Annotated in this window: 16 protein-coding genes and 1 pseudogene; 12 read left to right on the top strand and 5 right to left on the bottom strand. The window is 59.1% G+C overall.

The window, feature by feature from the left end; all coding sequences use genetic code 11:
• The first annotated feature begins 22 nt into the window (after positions 1 to 22).
• The 5 genes from HMPREF1267_RS03265 to HMPREF1267_RS03250 all read left to right on the top strand — a co-directional run bounded on the left by HMPREF1267_RS03265 (position 23) and on the right by HMPREF1267_RS03250 (position 3,719).
• The gene (locus tag HMPREF1267_RS03265; RefSeq protein ID WP_005281589.1) at positions 23 to 481 is read left to right on the top strand and encodes a hypothetical protein; all 459 of its coding nucleotides are present in this window, start codon (positions 23 to 25) and stop codon (positions 479 to 481) included.
• Between the two features lie 158 nt (positions 482 to 639).
• Positions 640 to 1,221 (top strand): ATP-binding cassette domain-containing protein, encoded by a 582-nt coding sequence (locus HMPREF1267_RS13320; protein WP_232215098.1) that lies wholly within the window; start codon positions 640 to 642, stop codon positions 1,219 to 1,221.
• The gene (locus tag HMPREF1267_RS03260) at positions 1,140 to 2,144 is read left to right on the top strand and encodes an ATP-binding cassette domain-containing protein (protein WP_023028374.1); all 1,005 of its coding nucleotides are present in this window, start codon (positions 1,140 to 1,142) and stop codon (positions 2,142 to 2,144) included. Before HMPREF1267_RS13320 ends, HMPREF1267_RS03260 begins: the two co-directional genes overlap by 82 nt.
• 85 nt (positions 2,145 to 2,229) lie before the next feature.
• Positions 2,230 to 2,598, top strand: a complete 369-nt coding sequence (locus HMPREF1267_RS03255; RefSeq protein WP_023028373.1) for a GntR family transcriptional regulator — start codon at positions 2,230 to 2,232, stop codon at positions 2,596 to 2,598.
• Positions 2,595 to 3,719, top strand: coding sequence for a DUF1648 domain-containing protein (locus tag HMPREF1267_RS03250; protein ID WP_023028372.1), 1,125 nt, complete (start codon positions 2,595 to 2,597; stop codon positions 3,717 to 3,719). The genes HMPREF1267_RS03255 and HMPREF1267_RS03250 overlap by 4 nt, the downstream gene beginning before the upstream one ends.
• On the opposite strand, the gene HMPREF1267_RS03245 is transcribed toward HMPREF1267_RS03250, so the two are convergent.
• The gene (locus HMPREF1267_RS03245) at positions 3,716 to 5,002 is read right to left on the bottom strand and encodes a thymidine phosphorylase (protein ID WP_023028371.1); all 1,287 of its coding nucleotides are present in this window, start codon (positions 5,000 to 5,002) and stop codon (positions 3,716 to 3,718) included. The genes HMPREF1267_RS03250 and HMPREF1267_RS03245 overlap by 4 nt on opposite strands.
• A 203-nt stretch (positions 5,003 to 5,205) precedes the next feature.
• Here HMPREF1267_RS03245 and HMPREF1267_RS03240 point away from each other — a divergent pair, with 203 nt between their 5' ends.
• From HMPREF1267_RS03240 to HMPREF1267_RS03215, 6 genes and pseudogenes are all read left to right on the top strand, one after another.
• On the top strand, positions 5,206 to 5,646 hold the full coding sequence (locus HMPREF1267_RS03240; RefSeq protein ID WP_005277368.1) for a cytidine deaminase: 441 nt from the start codon (positions 5,206 to 5,208) through the stop codon (positions 5,644 to 5,646).
• A 33-nt stretch (positions 5,647 to 5,679) separates the two neighbouring features.
• A complete protein-coding gene (locus HMPREF1267_RS03235; protein WP_023028370.1) occupies positions 5,680 to 6,900 on the top strand; it encodes a NupC/NupG family nucleoside CNT transporter in 1,221 nt (406 codons plus the stop codon).
• A 595-nt stretch (positions 6,901 to 7,495) separates the two neighbouring features.
• A complete protein-coding gene (locus HMPREF1267_RS03230; RefSeq protein ID WP_005281569.1) occupies positions 7,496 to 8,077 on the top strand; it encodes an ATP-binding cassette domain-containing protein in 582 nt (193 codons plus the stop codon).
• The gene (locus HMPREF1267_RS03225; protein WP_023028369.1) at positions 8,074 to 9,096 is read left to right on the top strand and encodes a hypothetical protein; all 1,023 of its coding nucleotides are present in this window, start codon (positions 8,074 to 8,076) and stop codon (positions 9,094 to 9,096) included. The genes HMPREF1267_RS03230 and HMPREF1267_RS03225 overlap by 4 nt, the downstream gene beginning before the upstream one ends.
• A 140-nt stretch (positions 9,097 to 9,236) precedes the next feature.
• Complete coding sequence (locus HMPREF1267_RS03220; protein ID WP_023025400.1) at positions 9,237 to 9,614, top strand: GntR family transcriptional regulator; 378 nt, start codon at positions 9,237 to 9,239, stop codon at positions 9,612 to 9,614.
• Positions 9,611 to 10,657: pseudogene (locus HMPREF1267_RS03215) on the top strand (DUF1648 domain-containing protein); the annotation flags it as partial. The gene HMPREF1267_RS03220 and the pseudogene HMPREF1267_RS03215, both read left to right, overlap by 4 nt.
• Positions 10,658 to 10,910: 253 nt before the next feature.
• Here HMPREF1267_RS03215 and HMPREF1267_RS03210 read toward each other — a convergent pair.
• From HMPREF1267_RS03210 to prpD, 4 genes are all read right to left on the bottom strand, one after another.
• Positions 10,911 to 14,342 (bottom strand): pyruvate carboxylase, encoded by a 3,432-nt coding sequence (locus HMPREF1267_RS03210; RefSeq protein WP_034666827.1) that lies wholly within the window; start codon positions 14,340 to 14,342, stop codon positions 10,911 to 10,913.
• A 548-nt stretch (positions 14,343 to 14,890) separates the two neighbouring features.
• A complete protein-coding gene (locus HMPREF1267_RS03205; protein WP_023028367.1) occupies positions 14,891 to 16,051 on the bottom strand; it encodes a bifunctional 2-methylcitrate synthase/citrate synthase in 1,161 nt (386 codons plus the stop codon).
• A 13-nt stretch (positions 16,052 to 16,064) separates the two neighbouring features.
• Positions 16,065 to 16,997 carry a methylisocitrate lyase gene (gene prpB, locus HMPREF1267_RS03200; protein ID WP_023028366.1) on the bottom strand — a complete coding sequence of 311 codons (933 nt, stop codon included), beginning with the start codon at positions 16,995 to 16,997 and terminating at the stop codon, positions 16,065 to 16,067.
• Positions 16,997 to 18,508 carry a 2-methylcitrate dehydratase PrpD gene (gene prpD / locus HMPREF1267_RS03195; protein WP_005277360.1) on the bottom strand — a complete coding sequence of 504 codons (1,512 nt, stop codon included), beginning with the start codon at positions 18,506 to 18,508 and terminating at the stop codon, positions 16,997 to 16,999. The genes prpB and prpD overlap by 1 nt, the downstream gene beginning before the upstream one ends.
• A 165-nt stretch (positions 18,509 to 18,673) precedes the next feature.
• On the opposite strand from prpD, the gene HMPREF1267_RS03190 reads away from it, so the two are divergent.
• Positions 18,674 to 19,987, top strand: coding sequence for a short-chain fatty acyl-CoA regulator family protein (locus HMPREF1267_RS03190; protein WP_023016835.1), 1,314 nt, complete (start codon positions 18,674 to 18,676; stop codon positions 19,985 to 19,987).
• Positions 19,988 to 19,989: the final 2 nt, after the last annotated feature.

Here is a 19,989-nt window from a genome sequence, read left to right as displayed (position 1 = left end):
CCGTGCCAGCTAACCTGGAAGAATGACTGATTCTTCTCTTGGTGTTCGCTTGGCCAAGGAAGAGGACCGCGACTACCTTGCGAGCCTCTTCCCCTCCTATATCGCGGACTGGTCCCCCATCGTTGATGGCGGCGTCATCGCCTTGCCCCTTGCTGCCAATGAGGACCCAACTGTAGAGCCCGTGGGGGCCGCGCTCCTGCGCTACTACCCCGCCGCCACCAAGGGCCCAGCCTTCCTTGGGGACTCGGGCGCTGACCCGCTTGACGATGCCACCTGGCTCACCCCCTTCGATCCCGAGGACATCCCAGAGCTCATCGTCGCCACGAATGGCACCGACGACGAGGCTTCCCGCGCCCACGACCTGCTCGTTGCCAATGCTACAGACCTCGCGGCCGAGCAAACCGCCCCCGGCATCGCGTCCGCCACGCCACTACCGGGGTTCGAGGAGCTCACCCAGGGTAAGTTCTTCCGCCGATTTTAATCTGGCACCCATTTCTTGCAGGCCTCCGGTTCCAGCAAGAGATGAATTTTAGCTAGTACCCTTGTGTTCTGCACCACAGCTGCTATTGTTGAGGGCTATGAAGATTTCCGCCTAGTACGACGTCCCTTGCACACTCGTTCTTTAAAGGTGGATTCTTCATGCCGATTTCTTTTTCCCAACTCAGCCTGTCGTGGCCAGACGGCACGCCCTGCTTTTCACAGCTTTCCGGAACGATCCCTGACTCGGTTACGGGGATGATTGGCGATAATGGCTCCGGAAAGTCAACCCTTGCTAAGGTCCTGTCCCACCAGATCGCGCCGTCCTCGGGCACGTTCTGGGCACCAGAGGTCACGTACCTAGACCAAGATCTTGGCTTGCGTGATTCCTTAACCATCGCCGAAGTATTCGGCGCGGCGGAAAAGATTGCCGCGCTCCACGCACTTGAAGCGGGAAATTACTCCGAGGATCTGCTGAAAACCATTGGTAACGACTGGGATATCGAAGACAGGATTCATGCGTGCCTCCATAACGCAGGGGTTCCCTACCCGCTAGATCGCACCATCGGTACGCTGTCTGGAGGCGAAGCGGTCACCATCGCATTAAACGCCGCCTTTTTAATCATCCAGACTTTGTCATCCTCGATGAGCCGACCAATAACTTGGACGCAGCAGGAAAATCCAAGGTCACCGAGCTTATTTCCAGCGCTTCTACGCCCATTCTTGTCATCTCCCATGACCTAGACCTGCTCTCCCATGTCGAGCACATTGCAGAACTCTACGCGGGAAGTTTGCGGTTATTTTCCGGAAATTATCACGCTTACCGGGAGACGATAGAAACCGAACAGCGCGCTGCTGAAGCAGAAACGCGCGAGGCCAAGGCCGAACACCGCAAGCAGGTGCGCGAGCGCGAGGCGATGCAGGTGCGAATTTCCAGGGACAATCGCCGCGGGAAGGCCTTCTCGCACAACCGCCGAAAGCCCGGGATGGCGATGGGAAATGACAAGAATCGCGCCCAAAATACCGCGGCTAAGCGGTCGGCTCAGGCATCGGGTTCGGTAAAGGAAGCATTTGCTGCCTATCAAGCTGCGCAACATAAGATCCGCCCGGACGAACACGTACACCTTGACCTCCCAGGCACGCAGCTGCCTAACGGCACCCGCGTGCTCACCAGTAGCATCGTGGATATAACCGGCCCTGAGCATGTACGCCTTATGGGACCAAACGGCAGCGGGAAAACCACGTTCCTTAATGAGGTTGCGCGGGGCGGCGTTGAGTACAGCTTGGACTGTGGATACTTGCGGCAGAAAATCACCCTGCCAGAAGATCGCACAATCTTAGAAATGGTAACAGAGGCCAATCCCACGGCTCACCCACAAGTCATCCGCGATCAATTGGCACAGCTACTATTTCGCGATGACCAGGTGCACCGCCGCACCGGCCAGCTTTCCGGCGGCGAACGCTTCCGCGCGGAATTTGCCCGAGTCCTATTGGCCGAGCCCAGCCCTCAATTCCTCTTGCTTGATGAGCCCACCAATAATTTGGATATCACCACCATAAAGTGGCTCGTGCAGATCCTCGAGTCCTACGAGGGTGCGTACCTGCTGGTCAGCCACGATGACGGTTTCTGCAAAGAGCTCAGCCTCACTTCGCAGGTGCATATCTAGGCCCCAGTCTCCGCTTTGTATTACCTCCACTAATACAGACTGTGCTACTATTAGTTGCACAAAACTTATTGGAAGGAGGTAGCTCATGCTCATCACGCTCAACCCTGACGCGGATGCGCCGGTCTTCCAGCAGATTCACGATGAAATCGTGCTGGCCATCGCCCGCGGGCAGCTTTTTGCCGGCGACAAGCTCGATCCCGTGCGCCAGGTCGCCGCGGATATTGGTATCAACCCGGCCACCGTAAAACACGCCTACGACTTGCTCGTTGCTGATGGCCTCGTCGAAACCGCGGGTCGCTCCGGATCGATCGTCCGGCCCGGCGCGCACACCGCGGCGCAAGAACAGCAGGTTCGGCAACGCCTGCGCCGCGTGGCAACCCTCGCCCGCGCCCAGGGCTTTTCCGCTGAGGAGCTCCACGGCTATCTCGATTCCACACTGAAGGAGCTCGCATGATTCTTACCGTCCTCATGGCCGCGACCACGCTGGTCATAACGTGGATAATGACCACAATCCCGGCGCTTGCGGCGCCAGGCGCCCCGCTCGGCGTTCGCGTTCCCCAAAGCCACCTTTCGGATCCCGTTGTGGTCGGTGCTATTTCTGGATTTAAGACTCGGACGTGGGTTGTGGGCATCGCCGCGACGGTTATCTCGCTGTTCTACGTTAACCATTCGTGGGTGGCGGCCCTGTCTTCCCTGCTGGTCATTATCGGCAGCATGTGGGCTTACCTCTCCCAGCGCCGCTATATCATCGCGGCCAAGAAGGACGGCGGCTGGTTCGACGGGGTAGAAACCGCGGTCAGCGCCCAGGTAGCGGAGCGGGACGCCGACGCTGTGCAGGATATTGATGTACCTACGCCGTCTTTTCCCTGGCTGACCATGTTGGGTTCCTTGCTTGCCATCGTCGCCGGCGCGCTCATCGTCGCCGCCCATTGGACCGATATCCCCGATCCAGTACCGGTGCACTGGGATGATTCTATGGAGCCCGATAGCTGGAGCGACAAGTCCATCGGCAGCGTCTTTTTCATCACGTTTATCGCGCTGGGAATGTGGTTGCTTTTCGCCGGCATCTGCTGGCTTATCCAACGCACCGCGGTTCGTCCACGCTCGGAGCGCTCCATCAAGGCGCGGCTGCGGAATCAGGCAAACCTTGCAGCCTCCAACGAAGCGATGGGCGTCCTGCTGCTTCTCATGTCCCTCGGGCTGGCGTTTATACAGATAACCGGCCCGGTACCGAGCTATCAGGACCTAGCTGGCCTCTCCTTTATCACCATGGTGGTGATGACCATTAGCGGCACCATAGCCATCGTGGCAATGATACTGCGCGCCCAATCGCAGCTCGAGGATCAGCTGCGCGGGGTGAAACTTCCGGATGGAGACAAAGAATCCCCCGATAATGACGAGCATTATAAGTGGGGGATCCTGTATTACAACCCCGATGACCCAGCGGTGCTGGTGGACAAGCGCCTGGGCGTCGGAGTGTCCTTCAACTACGCCACGTGGCAGGCTAAGGTCTTCCTCGCCGTCATAGCGGTCATCATCATCGGGTCGATTGCTCTTCCATTACTCCTGATTTAGCCAATGCGGTCCAGGATGATCTGGCGCTCCTTATCCAGCGGGGCGTCGGTAATCTTAAAGCCCTGCTGCAAGGTCTCAAGGGAGCGCTCGAATCGCTCTGGAGTCTCCGTGTGCAGGGTGAAAAGCTTCTGGCCCTTGGATACCTTTTCGCCCTTCACCGCGTGCAATTCGATGCCCGCGGTTGCCTGTACCGGGTCTTCCTTCCGGGCGCGGCCTGCGCCCAGGCGCCAGGAGCTCACGCCGACGGACAAGGCATCAAGCTCGGTGAGGTAACCGTCGGATTCAGCAATGACATCGTGGGTATGCGTAGCCACTGGAAGCTTGGCGTCTGGGTCGCCGCCCTGCGCCTTAATCATTTGCTTCCACTTATCCATGGCGCGGCCATCCTTGAGCGCCTTTTCCACGTCGGCATCGTGCACGCCGGCTGCTTCCAGCATCTCGCGCGCAAGTGCCAGGGTCAGCTCGACGACATCGCTTGGCCCACCGCCGGCTAGAACCTCGACGGATTCTTCAACCTCGAGCGCGTTGCCCACCTTGCGGCCCAACGGGGTGGACATATCCGTTAGCAGTGCCGTGGTGGCGGTGCCGGCATCATTGCCCAAGTCCACCATGGTCTGCGCCAGCTCGCGGGCCAAGGTCTCATCCTTCATAAAGGCGCCAGAGCCCACCTTGACGTCGAGGACCAAAGACGAGGTACCTTCCGCGATTTTCTTCGACATGATGGAGGAAGCAATAAGCGGAATCGCTTCAACGGTGGAGGTGATATCGCGCAGGGCATAGATCTTCTTATCCGCGGGCGCGAGGCCAGAGCCTGCCGCGCAAATGATGCAGCCCGGATCCTCCAGGATTTCCATCAATCGCTCATTGGAAATATCCGCCTGCCAGCCCGGGATGGCCTCCAGCTTGTCCAGGGTGCCACCGGTGTGGCCCAAGCCGCGGCCAGAAAGCTGCGGGACCGCGACGCCAAAGGCGGCAACGAGGGGTGCGAGCGGCAGCGTAATCTTATCGCCAACGCCACCGGTGGAGTGCTTGTCCGCGGTCTTCTTGGACAAGGACTCAAAGCTCATCGTCTCACCGGAGGCAATCATCGCCTTGGTCCACTGCGAGATTTCCTCGCGATTCATGCCGTTGAGGAAGATCGCCATGTTGAGTGCGGCCATCTGCTCATCGCCCACGACCCCGCGAGTATAGGCATCGATGACCCAGTCGATTTCCTCCGGGCTAAACACTCCCTTATCGCGCTTGGTGCGAATAACATCTACCGCATCGAATTTCTCGGCCATGACGACTCCTCCTGTAATGATTTGGAAACCGAAACATACAAGCACATAATGTGATTTACTGCACTATATATAGTGGTTGTACACTCCACCACGGCCAATTATTATTCCCTATAGAACAGATGTCAATGAGTATTTTTCTTTTTGTTCTAATGGAGAATTAACGCAGTCTCTCTTCATCCCGTAGAAAGAAAGCCCATACCGCAATGAACGCCACCCCGGATTCACCTCCTACCGATGCCGAATTGCTCAGCCTCGCTGAAGAAGCAGCCCACCACGCCTGGGCTCCCTATTCCTCTTTCCCAGTCGGTGCGGCTTTGCTGCTTGCCGATGGCCGCATTGTCACCGGCTCCAACGTCGAAAACGCCTCCAGTCCGCTAGGCATTTGCGCCGAACGCAATGCCGCCGCGCACATGGTCACCACCGCAGACGTAACGGCCACCGATGGCCACTTGCCCAGCATCCCACAGATTAAAGCGGTTGCTATCGTCGGCTTAAAGTCCGCGCCTTGCTACCCTTGCGGTGCCTGCCGCCAGGTCCTGCGGGAGTTCAACTGCGAGCGCGTCATCGTCTCCGTCGATGGAAAGCCCCGGAGCCACGACTTTGCCGAGATCCTCCCCCACTCCTTTGGCCCAGAGTCACTCTAATTAAAAAGTCCCTTCAAAGAACGGTCAGAAAATATGGAACGCTTACAAGGATTGCTCGGCATCATTGCCATTCTTGCAGTGATCTACGTCCTGTCGAGCTCGCGTAAAAATATCAAGTGGCGCACCATTGGCGTGGGCCTTGTCCTGCAGGTGGTCTTCTGCTTCTTGGTCCTCGCGTGGGAACCTGGATTCAAAGCCCTCAAGGGCATCGCCAATGGGCTAACTAAGCTCACGGAATTTACCAACGAGGGTACCCAATTCGTCTTCGGCGGGCTCTTCGGTGATGACTTCGTCTTCGCCCTCAATGTGCTGCCTGTCATCATCTTCTTGGGCGCCATCATCGCCGCCCTGTACTACCTCCGGGTTATCCAGTACTTCGTGGAATACGTCGGATCCGCCATCAAGTGGCTCATGGGTACCTCCAAGGTGGAATCGGTTTGGGCCACCACCGTCATCTTCCTCGGCCAATCCGAGGCCCCGCTGGTCATTAAGCCCTACCTGCCCAAGCTCACCCGATCCGAGCTTTATACCTGTATGGTCGGCGGCTTTGCCTCCGTGGCCGGATCCACGTTGATCGGCTATTCGCTCCTGGGTGCGCCCCTGGAGTACTTGCTCGCCGCATCGCTCATGAATGCACCGGGATCCCTGCTCGTCGCCAAGGGCCTCATGCCAGAGACCGAAGAGACGAACCTCGACGCCACCGTTAAAGACGTCCGCGATACCGAATCCAAAAACATCATCGACGCCATCAGTAGCGGTGCCATGGCCGGCGGCAAGATTGCCATCTCGGTTGCCTGCCTGCTCATCGCCTTCATCGCCTCGATCGTGATGCTTTCTTCCATCCTCGGCGGCATCGGTTCCCTCTTCGGCCAGGATAACTGGTCGCTCGAAGGCCTCTTCGGCATCATCTTCGCCCCCGTGGCCTGGCTTATCGGTACGCCTTGGAACAAGGCCCTCGAGGTGGGTAACTTCATCGGCCAAAAGACCATCCTCAACGAGTTCGTTGGCTACACCGCATTCGGTGAAAGCGTCGATGAGCTCAGCGATAAGGCCGTCTTGATCTCCTCCTTCGCCCTCGCTGGCTTCGCCAACCTGTCGTCCATCGGCATCCAGATTGGCTCCATCGGTGGCCTCATCCCTGAGCGCCGCGGTGAAGTAGCAAAACTTGGCCCGCGCGCACTCTTCGGTGGCTTCCTTACCAATATGCTCAATGCCGCCATCGTCGGCGTCATCGTTGCACCAATGGTTCTCTAACCCGCCCGGCCAGATTCGATAACTAATCACGCCAAAATTTCCCAAAAGCAACCGCGTTTCCACAAAAATCAGGGCCGAAAATGGCCAAACGCGGTTGCTTTTAGACGTTTCCGCGAACTAGGTATGCAGCGACACAATTAATTGGTTGCGTCCTCTAGCTTTATACACCTTGAACCGTACGGAGTTTGTGTCAGCTCACGGCGCAGACGAGCATTCTCAGCGCGAAGATCGGGCTAGCTTAGCCCATCGGAGGATCCTCGGCGTTCGCGCTCATTTTGCCCCACCGGCCTAAAAGAACCTCGGCAGTGGGAGTGTCTAATGGTTTGTGTGTGGCAATCTATCCCGAATCAAATACTGGGCTCGACGAGAAAGAGAAACCTGTGATCCGATTCGCCATGAGAGATTACGGCACCCTAAAACCTCTAGACAGGCTCTTGTGACTTACATGCCAGGCACAAGGAGCCAAGCCCATCAATAGAACAGGAACGCACAATCATACCCAAGGTTTTAATCCAAGATTACTTCCTGAAACAATTGAATCGCATCAAAGCTACCGCCCCCTAGGGCCAGCCACCTGTCTGCTAACCTGGCAACGATGTTGACAATAGATGCAGACTACGGACATTCCGCCGCCTTGGGGCACCTCAATCGCAGCTTTAATGCCGGTCGCGTATACGGCCTAAAAGGCCCGAATGGTGCGGGTAAATCTACGCTGCTGCAGACGTTGAGCGGCGAGATTGCCCCACTAAATGGCACCGTTTTCATCGACGGTGCCGCGCCCGGTAGCGCTGCGGCGGCCGGTTCCGTCATCTCCGTCGGGGACCCAGTCTTCCTCCCCGATCTCACCGTGGGTGAGCACTTTAGCTTGCTATCCCGCCGCTCCGGCGTAAACTTTGCCGAGGTCCATGAGCTCTGGGCCATCGACGACGCCATCCGGAACTCCGCTGTCAGCAGCCTTTCTTCTGGCCAGCGCCAGCGGGTCTACCTCGCAGCCCAGCTTTATCAGCCGGCCAAAGCCTTGCTTATCGACGAACCCGAGCGCCACCTCGACCACACCTGGACCGCCTTCTTGGCCGAGGAGCTACGCCACCTGGCAGCCAATGGCCGCTGTGTGGTGCTCGCTTCCCATTCTCCGGCCATCTTCGCTGCCTGCGACGAAGTAGTGAAGATTTCATGAAACTTCTCTCCACAGCTTCCTCAGCCATCTATTACGCCTTCATCGCGGCACTTATCGCGAGCGTCAGCGTCTACGCCTGGCACAATGCTGCAGCGCTTCTGCCCTCGCTAGCACAGCGCACGGCCGCTGCTCTGCCCGCAACCGCGACCATTGGTGCCGGGCTCGGCTCGCTCGCCCTCATCATCCTCCTCGAGGCGCTCTATCCGCTGCGCAGCCTTTCGCTCGGGCGTTGGGTCTATGCGGATAGGCCGCGGGGGCGCATGGGAGGCGTCGATAAGCTGTCTATTGCCCAGCTCGCCGGCGTGAGCCTCCTAGGTCTTGCCCTGTGTGCATCGCTGCATCTTCCACTCTATGCGGCGATAACCCTCCCCCTGCTGCGGTTTGCCATCGGCTGGCGATCCTTCGAACTCGCCTCGCTCCTCCGCGCGGGCCGTACCCGTGCCATCGGCTCGTCCTCCTTTGGGCTACTGGATTCTGAGGTTTCTGCCGATGCTATCGCCTCCCAATCCGCTCGCCTGCGCCCGCGCTCACATGCCACGGCTTCGCTCAGTCTCCTCTTTGCTCGGCGCCTGTTTCGCCGGTGGTACATCCCCCTCGGTGCGGTCGCCGTCATGGGACTGACCCTAGCGCTAGCACCTCAGCTCGGCGGCCTTGCTCTTATTGGATTTGCTGCCGCTTGGACCATTGTCGGCGCCGCTACTGGCCGCGCCGCCTCCTTCGGCCGCATCGTCGATGGTGCGTGGCCCGACTGGGGACTGCCACTGGCTGCCACCGCAGGTGCTGCCGTTGTCGGCACCGCCTTCATCGCCACCGTGTGGAAGCTGTCCCTGTTCACGCTCGCAGCATGTTGTTTGGGGCTTAGTTACACCGCTTTTAAGCGCTCCCGTCCCGCACGCGTTACCACCATGAATATCATCGATACCGGCGGCTTCGGCGCCTCCTTCTCTCCCGAGGTCTTCGGTTACTTCATGCGCGGGAGCTACGGTATTGCTGCCATCGCTGGGGCCCTTTTTCTCTAGTCTCCCTGCCCCGCAACCCAGGTACGTCACTGCATTAAGTCGCAGGTACCTGGGATTCTTTTTGCCCTCTTTTCTGTACCACATAAAATAATACAGCTTGTGTTACAGCAAGTAATACAGAAAAAGATTGGAGGTGACAGATGTTCATTACCCTTCACCCCGAATCTGACGTCCCAGTTTTTCAACAGATTCACGATGAAATCGTTTTGGCTATCGCTCGCGGACAGCTTTCCGATGGCGACAAGCTAGATCCCGTCCGCCGCGTTGCCAAGGATATAGGCATTAACCCTGCCACCGTGAAGAAGGCATACGACCTCTTGGTTTCCGAGGACCTTGTAAAAACCGCCGGACGCTCCGGCTCCATCGTCAGGCCTGGTGCTCGCACCACCGCGCAAGAAAAACAACTGGAAGAGCAATTAAGCCGCATAGTCGCACTCGCCCGCGCCCAAGGCTTTAGCCCAGATGAGCTCCACGCTCGACTCAGTTCCACCCTTAATGACCTGGAAGTATCACCATGATTTTCACACTCATAATGGCCGCCACCACCCTGGTTATCACCTGGATCATGGCCACAGCCCCCTCCCTGGCCTCACCTGGCACACCGCTCGGAGTGCGCGTGCCCAAGGCTTATCTTTCTGATCCTGCGGTTACCTCCGCCCTCGCCGGATTCAAGATACGCACGTGGAGCTGCGGCATCGTGGCAACGGCCATGTCCCTCTTTGCCTGGAAACTGCCGTTATTAGCCGCACTACCTTCCCTCGTGGTGGCGCTCGGTGGCATGTGGGCTTATGCGTCCCAACGCCGCCGTATCATCGCGGCTAAAAAGGCGGGCGGCTGGTTCGACGAGGTTGAAACCAGCATCGCTGCCCGTGTTTCCACCACAGCCATTGATGCGCCCGAATTTCGCGGCATCCCTACCCCGACCTTTCCGTGGGTAACCATGCTCTCTTCCCTGCTGTGCATCGCGGCCGGTGCCATCATCGTCGCTTCCCACTGGTCCGCCATTCCGGACCCCGTTCCCGTGCACTGGAATGAATCCATGGAGGCCGACAATTGGAGCGACAAATCAATTGGGAGCGTATTTTTCTCCTCATTCGTCGCTTTAGCATTGCTGGGCCTATTTGCCATTATCTGCTCTTTTATCGCGCATAGTGAGGTGTCCCCACGCTCTGAGCGCAGCATTAAAGCGCGGCTGCGTAACGAAGCAAACCTCGCCCTGACGAACACCGGCATGGGAGTCCTCACCCTGCTCATCAGCGCCGGGATGGCGCTGATGCAGGTAACCGGCCCTATCCCGCATTATCAACGCTTCAACGGCGCCGCGATCACCACAATGCTGATTCTCACCATTGGTGGCAGCATCGGTCTAGTTGTATTTCTTCTCTACAAGCAATCCCGGTTATCCGAACAATTGCGCGGTATTCACTTCGCTGATGAAGACAAAGAATCACCGGACAATGACCACCTCTATAAATGGGGAGTAATATATTACAACCCGGATGATCCGGCGGTACTGGTAGATAAGCGCTTCGGTACGGGAATGTCATTTAATTATGCCCGGTGGCAGGCCAAAGTCTTTTTCGGCCTCGTGGTACTCATCTTGGTCGGCTCGTTAGCATTGCCCGTCATCCTTGGTTAAGGCGAGCCTCCGCCATCCTCGCGAATCAACGATTTCGTCCATCTAGAGCAAAGATTTCGTCGACGGTTGCGGTCATTTGGATGGACGAAATCGTTGATTTTTAGCACAGCTAGACACCAAAGCGCCCCGCTGCCTCGAGATAAATCGAGGGAAGCGGGGCGCTTGAGTGTGCAGACTAGTTGATTACGGCAATGAGGTCGCCGCCTTCCACCTTGGTGGCCTGGCCAATGGCCACGCGGTCCACCACACCATCCTTGGTGGCGGAAATGGAGGCTTCCATCTTCATCGCTTCGATGACCGCGACTTGGTCGCCGGCCTTGACCTCGTCGCCTGGCTCTGCCGTGGGGCTCACCACGCCGGCGAACGGGGCCGCTACGTGGCCGTCATTGGACGGGTCCGCCTTCTCCACCGTGGCCACGGTGGATTCGGCGTTTTCATCGCGCACCTTCATCGGGCGGATTTGGCCGTTGACGTTGAGCACAACATTGCGCATGCCCTTCTCGTCCGGCTCACCCACGGCATCGAGGCGCACCACGATCTGCTTAAGGTTGGAGCGATCGGTGGAATCTTCTGGGAAGAAGTGCACCACCTTTTCTTCGCCTTCGGTCAGGCCGTAGAAGAAGGTCGTATCCGTCAGCGCCTCGGTATTGCCATACTTGCGGCGGAACTCGTTGAATTCCTCGAACTGCTTGGGGAAGAGCAGGCGGTTCAGGCTGGCGCGGCGCTCATCCGAGTTATCCGACTCCAGGTGCGGCTGCTCCTCTGCCGGGACATCGTTAATCTGCGCACCGGTTTCGGCGCGGCCATCGAGGACCTTATCGCGCAGCTCCGGCCAGCCACCCGGAGGGGTACCCAGCTGGCCGCGGAGGAATTGATCCACGGAATCCGGGATATCGTACTTCGTCGGGTTCGCCGCAAAGTCTTCCGGAGAAACGCCGGTGCCCACGAGATGGAGCGCCAAATCACCCACCACCTTGGAGGACGGGGTGACCTTGGTGGGGCGGCCTAGCATCTCGTTGACGGCGGCGTAGTTATCCTCGATGACCTCGAAGCGATCCGCCAGGCCCAATGCGACGGCCTGCGCGCGCAGGTTCGACAGCTGACCACCCGGAATCTCGTGCTTGTACACACGGCCGGTCGGGCCAGGAATGCCGTTCTCGAACGGGGCGTATAGCTGACGCACGGCCTCCCAATACGGCTCCAAATCCGAGACCGCTTGCAGGTCAATTCCGGTATCGCGTTTGGAGTTGGAGAACGCAGCGATGAGCGCGGACAGCGAAGGCTGCGACGTGGTGCCGGCCAGCGGCGCCGAGGCGCCATCGACGATATCGGCACCGGCGCGCGCCGCCGCGAAGTAGGTAGCGATCTGGCCACCGGCGGTATCGTGCGTGTGGACGTGGACCGGCAGGTCGAATTCCTTGCGCAGCGCCGTGACCAGGGTGTGTGCTGCCTCCGGGCGCAACAGGCCCGCCATGTCCTTAACGGCCAGGATGTGCGCGCCGGATTCTACAATCTGCTCGGCGAGCTTCAAGTAGTAATCCAAGGTGTAGAGGTCTTCCTTCGGCGAAGAAAGGTCACCGGAATACGCCATGGCCACCTCGGCCACGGTGGTATTCGTCTCGAGCACGGCATCGATGGCAGGGCGCATCTGGGAGACATCGTTCAGCGCATCGAAAATGCGGAAGACATCCACGCCGGACTTAGCCGCTTCCTGCACGAAGGCGCGGCACACCGAATCCGGGTACGGGGTATAGCCAACGGTATTGCGCCCGCGCAGGAGCATCTGGATGTTCTGGTTCGGCATCGCCTCGCGCAGCAGATCCAGGCGCACCCAAGGATCCTCGTGGAGGAAGCGCATGGCCACGTCGTAGGTAGCACCGCCCCACGCCTCCACGGAGAAGAGGTCTGGGGTCAAGCGCGCCACGGCCTCTGCCGCGGAAACCAACGCGGTGCTGCGCACGCGGGTGGCAAGCAGGGACTGGTGGGCATCGCGGAACGTCGTATCCGTGACCATCAAAGGCTCTTGAGCGCGAATCTTTTCCGCGTACTTCTGTGGCCCCAGCTCCAAGAGGTCATCGCGGGAACCGCGCGGGAGCGGTTCTTCCCCATTAAACTTCGGCAGCTTATCAAAGGGGCGCAGCGCGGTCGGCCTATCGCCATTGGGCTTATTCACAGTGACATCCGCGATGTACTCCAAGATACGGCCGGACTCATCTATAGCTGGTGGGGCCTTGAGCAGATCTGGGTGCTCGGTAATGAATCCGGTATCGACGCGGGTATTGACGAAGTCGGACTCATTGAGCAACGCGCGCAGGAAACCGATATTGGTCGCCACTCCGGACACATGGAACTCATTCAGCGCTCGGCGGGCACGGTGGACGGCCTGCTCGAAGGTGGTGCCGCGGCAGGTCATCTTCACCAACAGGGAGTCGAAGTTGGGCGATACTTCAGCGCCCACTGAGGTTGCACCGTCCAGGCGCACACCAGCGCCGCCCGGCGAGCGGTACGCGGTCAACGTACCCGTATCCGGGCGGAAGCCGTTATTTGGGTCTTCGGTAGTAATGCGGCACTGCAGGGCGGAGCCGGTAATGGTGATATTTTCTTGCGACAGGTTGATGTCTTCCAAGGAAGCACCTGCGGCGATATTCATCTGCGCCTTGACGATGTCCACACCGGTAACCTCCTCGGTCACGGTGTGCTCCACCTGCACGCGGGGGTTCATCTCAATAAATACGTGGTTGCCGCGCTCGTCCACGAGAAACTCCACTGTGCCGGCGCCCTCATAGTTAATGTGCTCGCAGAAGTTCACGGCATCCTGGCAGATGCGATCGCGCAGCTCCGGATCCAGCGATGGCGCCGGAGCGATTTCCACGACCTTCTGGTGGCGGCGCTGCACGGAGCAGTCGCGCTCAAAAAGGTGGATGACATTGCCCTGGGAATCCGCGAGTACCTGCACCTCAATGTGCTGCGGATTAATCACCGCGGTCTCGAGGTACACGCTGCCATCGCCAAAGGCCGCCTCCGCCTCGCGCGAAGCTTCTGCCGCCCGTTCACGCAGCTCAGATTCCGATTCCACGTAGCGCATACCGCGCCCGCCACCACCAGAGACGGCCTTGACAAAGACCGGGAAGCTGAAGTCACCGGCGTCTGCTACCAGCTTATCGATGTCCGTGGTCGGCTGCGAGTCCTGCAGCGTCGGCAGCCCTGCTTCCTTCGCGGCGTTAACCGCGGCGGATTTATCACCGGTGAGATCTAGCGTGCTCGGGGTGGGGCCAATGAACTTAATGCCATTGTCCTCGCAGGCGCGGGCCAAATCGGCGCGCTCAGACAAGAAGCCGTAGCCCGGATAGATCGCATCCGCCTCAGACTTCTTGGCAGCGCGGATGATTTCCTCGATATCGAGGTACGCCTTGACGGGCTGCCCCTCGTCACCAATGCGCACTGCTTCATCCGCAAACGCGCGGTGGAAGGAGTTGCGATCTTCACGAGGATAGACGGCGACGGTCTTCGCCCCCGTTTCAAAGGCAGCGCGGAAGGCACGCACGGCGATTTCACCGCGGTTGGCTACCAAAATCTTGTCGAACGATGGAAGGGCGGAATTGGCCACTTGGGTGTTCCTTTCAACTTGGAAGACGCCGCGTTGCAACGTCCCCACTGGGGTGATCCGTCTCTCAGTTTAGAGATAAGAATAGTTTTTATCATCCCTTTTTAAAAACGGGATTTTCTACACTCACCTGCAACTTAAACCCCACGTAAGCAATTTCTGCCAGCCAACCAGTATTAACAGGCCTAGCAATTCTGCAAAGTCTGCAAATTTTCAGGCGGCAAATTTTTCGCAGCCACAGCCGCTACAACAGCCGCCGCAGTCGCAGTCGTGGCCACAGCCACCGCCGAATCCACAACCGCCGCAGCAGTCGGTACCGCAGCCGCTACATGTGCATCCTCCTCTGCAATACCTGAGGCGAAAATGCAACATCTGAGGGCGCGGTTTGCTCAGTTATATCGTAGGAGGATGCACATTTAACGCCGATGGATACACATTTAACGCAGCAGGATGCACAAATGCTCCCCACGCGAACGTGGGGAGCAAATGCGGTCCACTTAACGGCCTACTCAACGGCCCACCGCGGGCCGCAAGCGCGCGGGGCCGAGCGATTAGAAGGACTTCGGCGGAACGGAGCGCTGGTCTTCGCCGGCGTAGGCGGACAGCGGGCGAATCAGCGAGTTGTTCTCGTTTTGTTCCACGATGTGCGCGGTCCAGCCGGTAATGCGGGCCATGACGAAGATCGGGGTGAAGAACTGAATGTCGAACCCGAGGATGTGGTAGGCAGGGCCGGCCGGGAAGTCCAAGTTCGGCTTGATCTTGATCGAGGTGTTTTCTTCCATGGTCTTGGCCATGATGTCGTACATCTCGATCCACTTGGTCTGGTCGTGCTGCTCGGCCAGCTCCTTGAATGCGGCTTCCATGGTGGGAACGCGGGAGTCGCCGTTCTTGTACACGCGGTGCCCAAAGCCCATGACCAGGTCCTTATTGGCCAGCTTGTTCTTGGTCCACTCCTCTACCTTGGCAGGATCGTCCACCTCGAGGAAGTTCTTCATAACTGCCTCGTTGGCACCACCGTGCAGTGGACCCTTGAGAGCGCCGATGGCGGCGACGATGGCGGAGTAGGTATCAGACATCGTGGAGGTAACCACGCGTGCCGAGAAGGTGGAGGCATTGAAGGAGTGCTCGGCATAAAGGATGAGGGACTTATCAAAGGCCTCGATATCGGCGCGGTTGACCGCTGGGGAGCCTTCTTCATCGCCGAAAACCATCCACAGGAAGTTTTCGGCAAAGCCCTTCTTGCGGGACGGCTCGATGTAGCCCTCACCGCGGCGGCGACGGATATCGAGCGCGATGATGGTGGGGATCTTCGCCATGAGTTCGAGCGCGGTACGGCGCACGTGCTCGGAGTCCTTGGTGTATTCCTCCGCGTCCTGGGCACCGATGAAGGAAATGGCTGTGCGGAGTACATCCATGGGATGGCAGCTTTGCGGCATGGACATGATCAAGTCAATGAGGTGGCGGTCCAGGTGACGCAATGCCTTCTCACGCGCGGAGAAGCGGATGAGGGATTCTTGCCCGGGCAGCTTGCCATTCCACAAGAGGTAAGCGACCTCTTCGAAGGAGCAGTAGCGGGCCAGTTCTTGGACCGGGTAGCCGCGGTAGGTCAAAGAGTTGGTCTCAGGAACGACCTTGGAAATGGCGGTTTCATCGACAACGACACCGTAAAGGCCCTTGCGGATTTCTGGGGTTTCGTTTTTCTTATCGGACATGGTCACTGGCTCCTTAGCTTTCAAAAGTGGGTTGGTAGTTGTCTTTGGAATAGGTGAATACGGACTGGTCAAACTCGTTGTATTCCTGGTAGCGGACCAGTTCGTACAGGCGGGAGCGGTGCTGCATGCGCTCTAACCACTCGGTCTGGATGCCGGTATCTTGCAAGTCGCGCAGGAATTCTTCGGTAGCGCCCATGGCCACGCGGAAGCTGGAGACCGGCCAGATCACGGCGTTGTATCCCAGGCCGTCGAGGGTCTTTGCTGATTGCAGCTCGGTCTTGCCAAACTCCGTCATATTCGCCAACAGCGGCGTATCCACGGCGGCGCGGAACTTTTCAAAGTCCTCGGGGGAATACAGCGCCTCGGTGAAAATCAGATCCGCACCGGCTTCGGCATAGGCCTTAGCGCGGTCGATGGCGTCATCGATGCCATTGACACCGGCGGCATCGGTACGCGCGCAGATGATGAAATTAGGATCGCGGCGCTCGTTGACGGCCGCGCTGATGCGGCGAACCATGACTTCCTTGTCCACCACTTCCTTGCCGTCGAGGTGCCCGCAGCGCTTCGGGTTGACTTGGTCTTCCAGGTGGCAGCCGGCCAGCCCGGCATCTTCGAGGGCGGCGACGGTGCGGGCAGCGGACATAGGTTCGCCGAAGCCGGTATCGGCATCGACAAGCACGGGCAAGTCCGTAGCGCGCGCAATCTGCCCGGCGCGCTGGGCTACCTCGGTCAAGGTGGTCAGGCCGATATCGGGCAGGCCCAAATCATTGGCCAGCACCGCGCCGGATACGTAGACGCCGTCGAAGCCGCCGATGTCCTGGATAAGGCGGGCGGTCAGCGGGTTAAACGCGCCCGGAAGCGTGGTGATCGATCCGGATTCGATGGATTTGCGGAAATTCGCGCGCTTTTCTGCGTTGCTGATTGTAGAACCAAATAGTCCAGCCATTAGAAGATTCCCTCCGGTTTCTCGGGCGCGGTGGCAAGGTGCTCATCGCTGACCCGCACGTTGAGTTCGGTTAGATCGGTGAGGTTTTCTAGGTCTTGCACTGCGGTGAGGAAGCGCTCTTGCTCGGCTTCGTCGACGACGCCATCGGCAAGCTTTTTGAACTTGGCAATGTACTGCTCGCGGGCGAAGGGGCGGGCGCCCAGCGGGTGGGCGTCAGCTACGGCGCGCTCGTCTTCGATGACGGTGCCGTCCTTGAAGGTGATAACGGCCTTGCCGCCGAAGGCTTTTTCCTCAAGGTCGTTGGAGTGATAGCGGCGCGTCCACTCGGGATCCTCAACGGTGGAGATCTTCTGCCACAGCTCGATGGTCTCCGGGCGGTTGGAGCGCTCAGGGGAATAGGAGGTTTCGTGGTCCCAGACGCCATCTTCTAGCGCGACCGCGAAGATGTACATCACAGAGTGGTCCAGGGTTTCGCGGGAGGCGGAAGGATCCATCTTCTGCGGATCGTTCGCGCCGGTGCCGATGACGTAATGGGTGTGATGGGAGGTGTGCAGCACGATGGACTCGATATCCGCCGTCTTCAGGCCCTTATCCTCCAGCGTCTTTTTCAGCGCAAAGGCCATGTCGATGGGAGCCTGCGCCTGGTATTCCGCGGAGTGTTCCTTGGTGTAGGTATCCAGGATGGCGGTCTTGGCCTCACCGTTTTCTGGCAGGGGCACGGTGTAGGTGCGCTCTGGTGAATGCAGCATCCAGGCGATGAACCCGTCCTCGCCCTCCCAGATCGGTGCCGGGGCACCCTCGCCGCGCATGGTGCGGTCGACGGCCTCGATGGCCATCTTGCCCGCGAAGGCCGGCGCGTAGGCCTTCCACGAAGAAATCAGGCCCTTGCGGGACTGGCGGGTTGCCGTGGTGGTGTGCAGCGCCTGGCCGACGGCCTGGTAAATCGTGTCCCTATCCAGGCCCAACATGGTGCCAAGCCCTGCGGCTACCGATGGCCCCAAGTGCGCCACGTGGTCGATCTTGTGCTCGTGCAGGCACATGCCTTTGACCAGGTTGACCTGGATTTCATAGCCGGTCGCAATGCCGCGGATAAGGTCGCGGCCGCTCAGACCCTTGTGCTGCGCTGCGGCAAGAAGCGGTGGAATATTGTCGCCGGGGTGGGAATACTCGGCGGCAAGGAAGGTGTCGTGGTAGTCCAACTCGCGGACCGCGGTGCCATTGGCCAGTGCGGCCCACTCCGCGGAATAGGTGCCATCGATGCCAAAGATGGTGGAACCGCCCTTGTCCACGGGGTGGGCTTCTGCCATAACTCGCGCGGATGTGACGGGGCCACGGGCAACGGAGGCCATAGCTACGGCGGCGTTATCGATGATGCGGTTGATGATCATCTCGGTGGTTTCTTCCGGGACCTCTACGGGGTCCGCGGCCACCTCGGCCACCTTGTACGCCAGGTGCTCCTCGTACGGGAAGTCCTCGGCGGATTTATGAGTGCGTACCTCATGGTTTTTCACTAGTTGCGTCCTCCTTCATCAAGAATGCGTTGCACATCACAGTAAATGCTTGCATGTGGTGCACGCTATAGGTAATGTTTGTGGAAATTAGCGGACTTCTTTTGTGAAATCTGCAAAACTTGTGATTTTCACAGCGCAGGGGACTTAAAGGAAGGACGGGGACGCATGACCAAGCACTATGCGGGGGCACGGATTCACGCTTTGCGCAAGCAGCGCGGGCTCACCCAGGTGGCGATGGCGAAGAAGTTGGGGTTATCCACGAGCTACCTCAACCAGCTAGAAAACGACCAGCGCCCGCTGACCGTCACCGTGTTAATGCAGCTAGCCCAGCGCTTTACCGTGGATCCCAGCTACTTCGCCGAAGACCGCGATATCCATACGATTACCGAGCTCCGCCACATCTTCCCCGATGCCTCTGAAGAAACGCTCTCGGATCTCGCCTCTCGCTTTCCCGAGTTGATGCCCCGGTTTGTTGATGTTGCTTCCCGCGCGCCCGCTGCGGACCCCTCCCCCTTTGAAGTGGTGCGGGATTTCTTTTATGACGCGCATAATTACATCCACGAGCTCGATGTGCTCGCAGAAGAACTCGCTGGCCAGTTGGGCGATCGCGTCCTGCGCCGCGGCCGGCTCGCCTCCCGCATGCATGAGGATCTGGGGGTTACGGTGCGCTTTTCCCGTCCCGGCCCTCGGCGCAGCTTCGACCCAGATACGCGCGAGCTCTCGCTGCGCGATGGGTTATCTGAGGCGCAATTGGTCTTTGAAATGGCCCTGCAATACTGCCTGCTGGCCTACGGCGATATCTGTGACAACCTCGTATCTGAACTGCCCGAAGGCGAATCCCAAGACTTAGCCACCCTGGGCCTTGCGCAGTACTTCGCGGCGGCTGTCACCATGCCCTACCAGCGCTTTCTCACGATGGCAGAAGATACCCGCTACGATATCGACCTGCTGTGCAACTACTTTGGGACTGGGTTTGAAACAACCGCGCAGCGCCTCGCCACGCTCCAGCGCCCAGGGCTTAAGGGCGTGCCCTTTTCCTTCATCCGCACCGACCGCGCGGGCAATATTTCCAAGCGGCAGTCCTCTACCGCCTTTCACTTCGCGCGCTCTGGTGGATCCTGCCCCCTGTGGGTAGTCCACCGCGCCTTTGAAACCCCGAACCGCATTACCCGCCAGGTCGCCGCCATGCCGGATGGCCACGCTTACCTGTGGATCGGGCGTTTCGTGCAGGGAACCGCCAAGTCGTGGGGCACCCCGCGCAAGGAATTCGCGGTAGGCCTAGGCTGCGATATCACCCAGGCGGATCGCATCGTCTATGCCGATGCCCTGAACCTGGACAGTTCCGCCGCCACCCCGATTGGCCCAGGCTGTACCGCCTGCCCCCGCGAATTCTGTCCGCAGCGCGCCCTGCCGGAGGCAGATAGGCCGATCAAAATCGAGCTTAACCGCACTGCGGAGCATGCTTACTCCACGTTCTAGGA

The sequence above is a fragment of the Corynebacterium sp. KPL1824 genome (genome assembly GCF_000478095.1).
Lineage (GTDB): Bacteria > Actinomycetota > Actinomycetes > Mycobacteriales > Mycobacteriaceae > Corynebacterium > Corynebacterium accolens.
The sequence above is the reverse complement of the archived record's forward strand: the minus strand, read 5'-3'. Positions and strand labels throughout refer to the sequence as shown.

What these genes read in the sequence shown, in the direction of transcription:
- HMPREF1267_RS03250 (WP_023028372.1), top strand. Translation starts at nt 2,595, where the DNA reads ATGATTCTTACCGTCCTCATGGCCGCGACCACGCTGGTCATAACGTGG.
- HMPREF1267_RS03240 (WP_005277368.1), top strand. Translation starts at nt 5,206, where the DNA reads ATGAACGCCACCCCGGATTCACCTCCTACCGATGCCGAATTGCTCAGC.
- HMPREF1267_RS03205 (WP_023028367.1), bottom strand. Translation starts at nt 16,051, where the DNA reads ATGTCCGATAAGAAAAACGAAACCCCAGAAATCCGCAAGGGCCTTTAC.
- HMPREF1267_RS03225 (WP_023028369.1), top strand. Translation starts at nt 8,074, where the DNA reads ATGAAACTTCTCTCCACAGCTTCCTCAGCCATCTATTACGCCTTCATC.
- HMPREF1267_RS03235 (WP_023028370.1), top strand. Translation starts at nt 5,680, where the DNA reads ATGGAACGCTTACAAGGATTGCTCGGCATCATTGCCATTCTTGCAGTG.
- HMPREF1267_RS03220 (WP_023025400.1), top strand. Translation starts at nt 9,237, where the DNA reads ATGTTCATTACCCTTCACCCCGAATCTGACGTCCCAGTTTTTCAACAG.
- HMPREF1267_RS03230 (WP_005281569.1), top strand. Translation starts at nt 7,496, where the DNA reads ATGTTGACAATAGATGCAGACTACGGACATTCCGCCGCCTTGGGGCAC.
- HMPREF1267_RS03245 (WP_023028371.1), bottom strand. Translation starts at nt 5,002, where the DNA reads ATGGCCGAGAAATTCGATGCGGTAGATGTTATTCGCACCAAGCGCGAT.
- prpB (WP_023028366.1), bottom strand. Translation starts at nt 16,997, where the DNA reads ATGGCTGGACTATTTGGTTCTACAATCAGCAACGCAGAAAAGCGCGCG.
- HMPREF1267_RS03255 (WP_023028373.1), top strand. Translation starts at nt 2,230, where the DNA reads ATGCTCATCACGCTCAACCCTGACGCGGATGCGCCGGTCTTCCAGCAG.
- HMPREF1267_RS03190 (WP_023016835.1), top strand. Translation starts at nt 18,674, where the DNA reads ATGACCAAGCACTATGCGGGGGCACGGATTCACGCTTTGCGCAAGCAG.
- HMPREF1267_RS13320 (WP_232215098.1), top strand. Translation starts at nt 640, where the DNA reads ATGCCGATTTCTTTTTCCCAACTCAGCCTGTCGTGGCCAGACGGCACG.
- HMPREF1267_RS03265 (WP_005281589.1), top strand. Translation starts at nt 23, where the DNA reads ATGACTGATTCTTCTCTTGGTGTTCGCTTGGCCAAGGAAGAGGACCGC.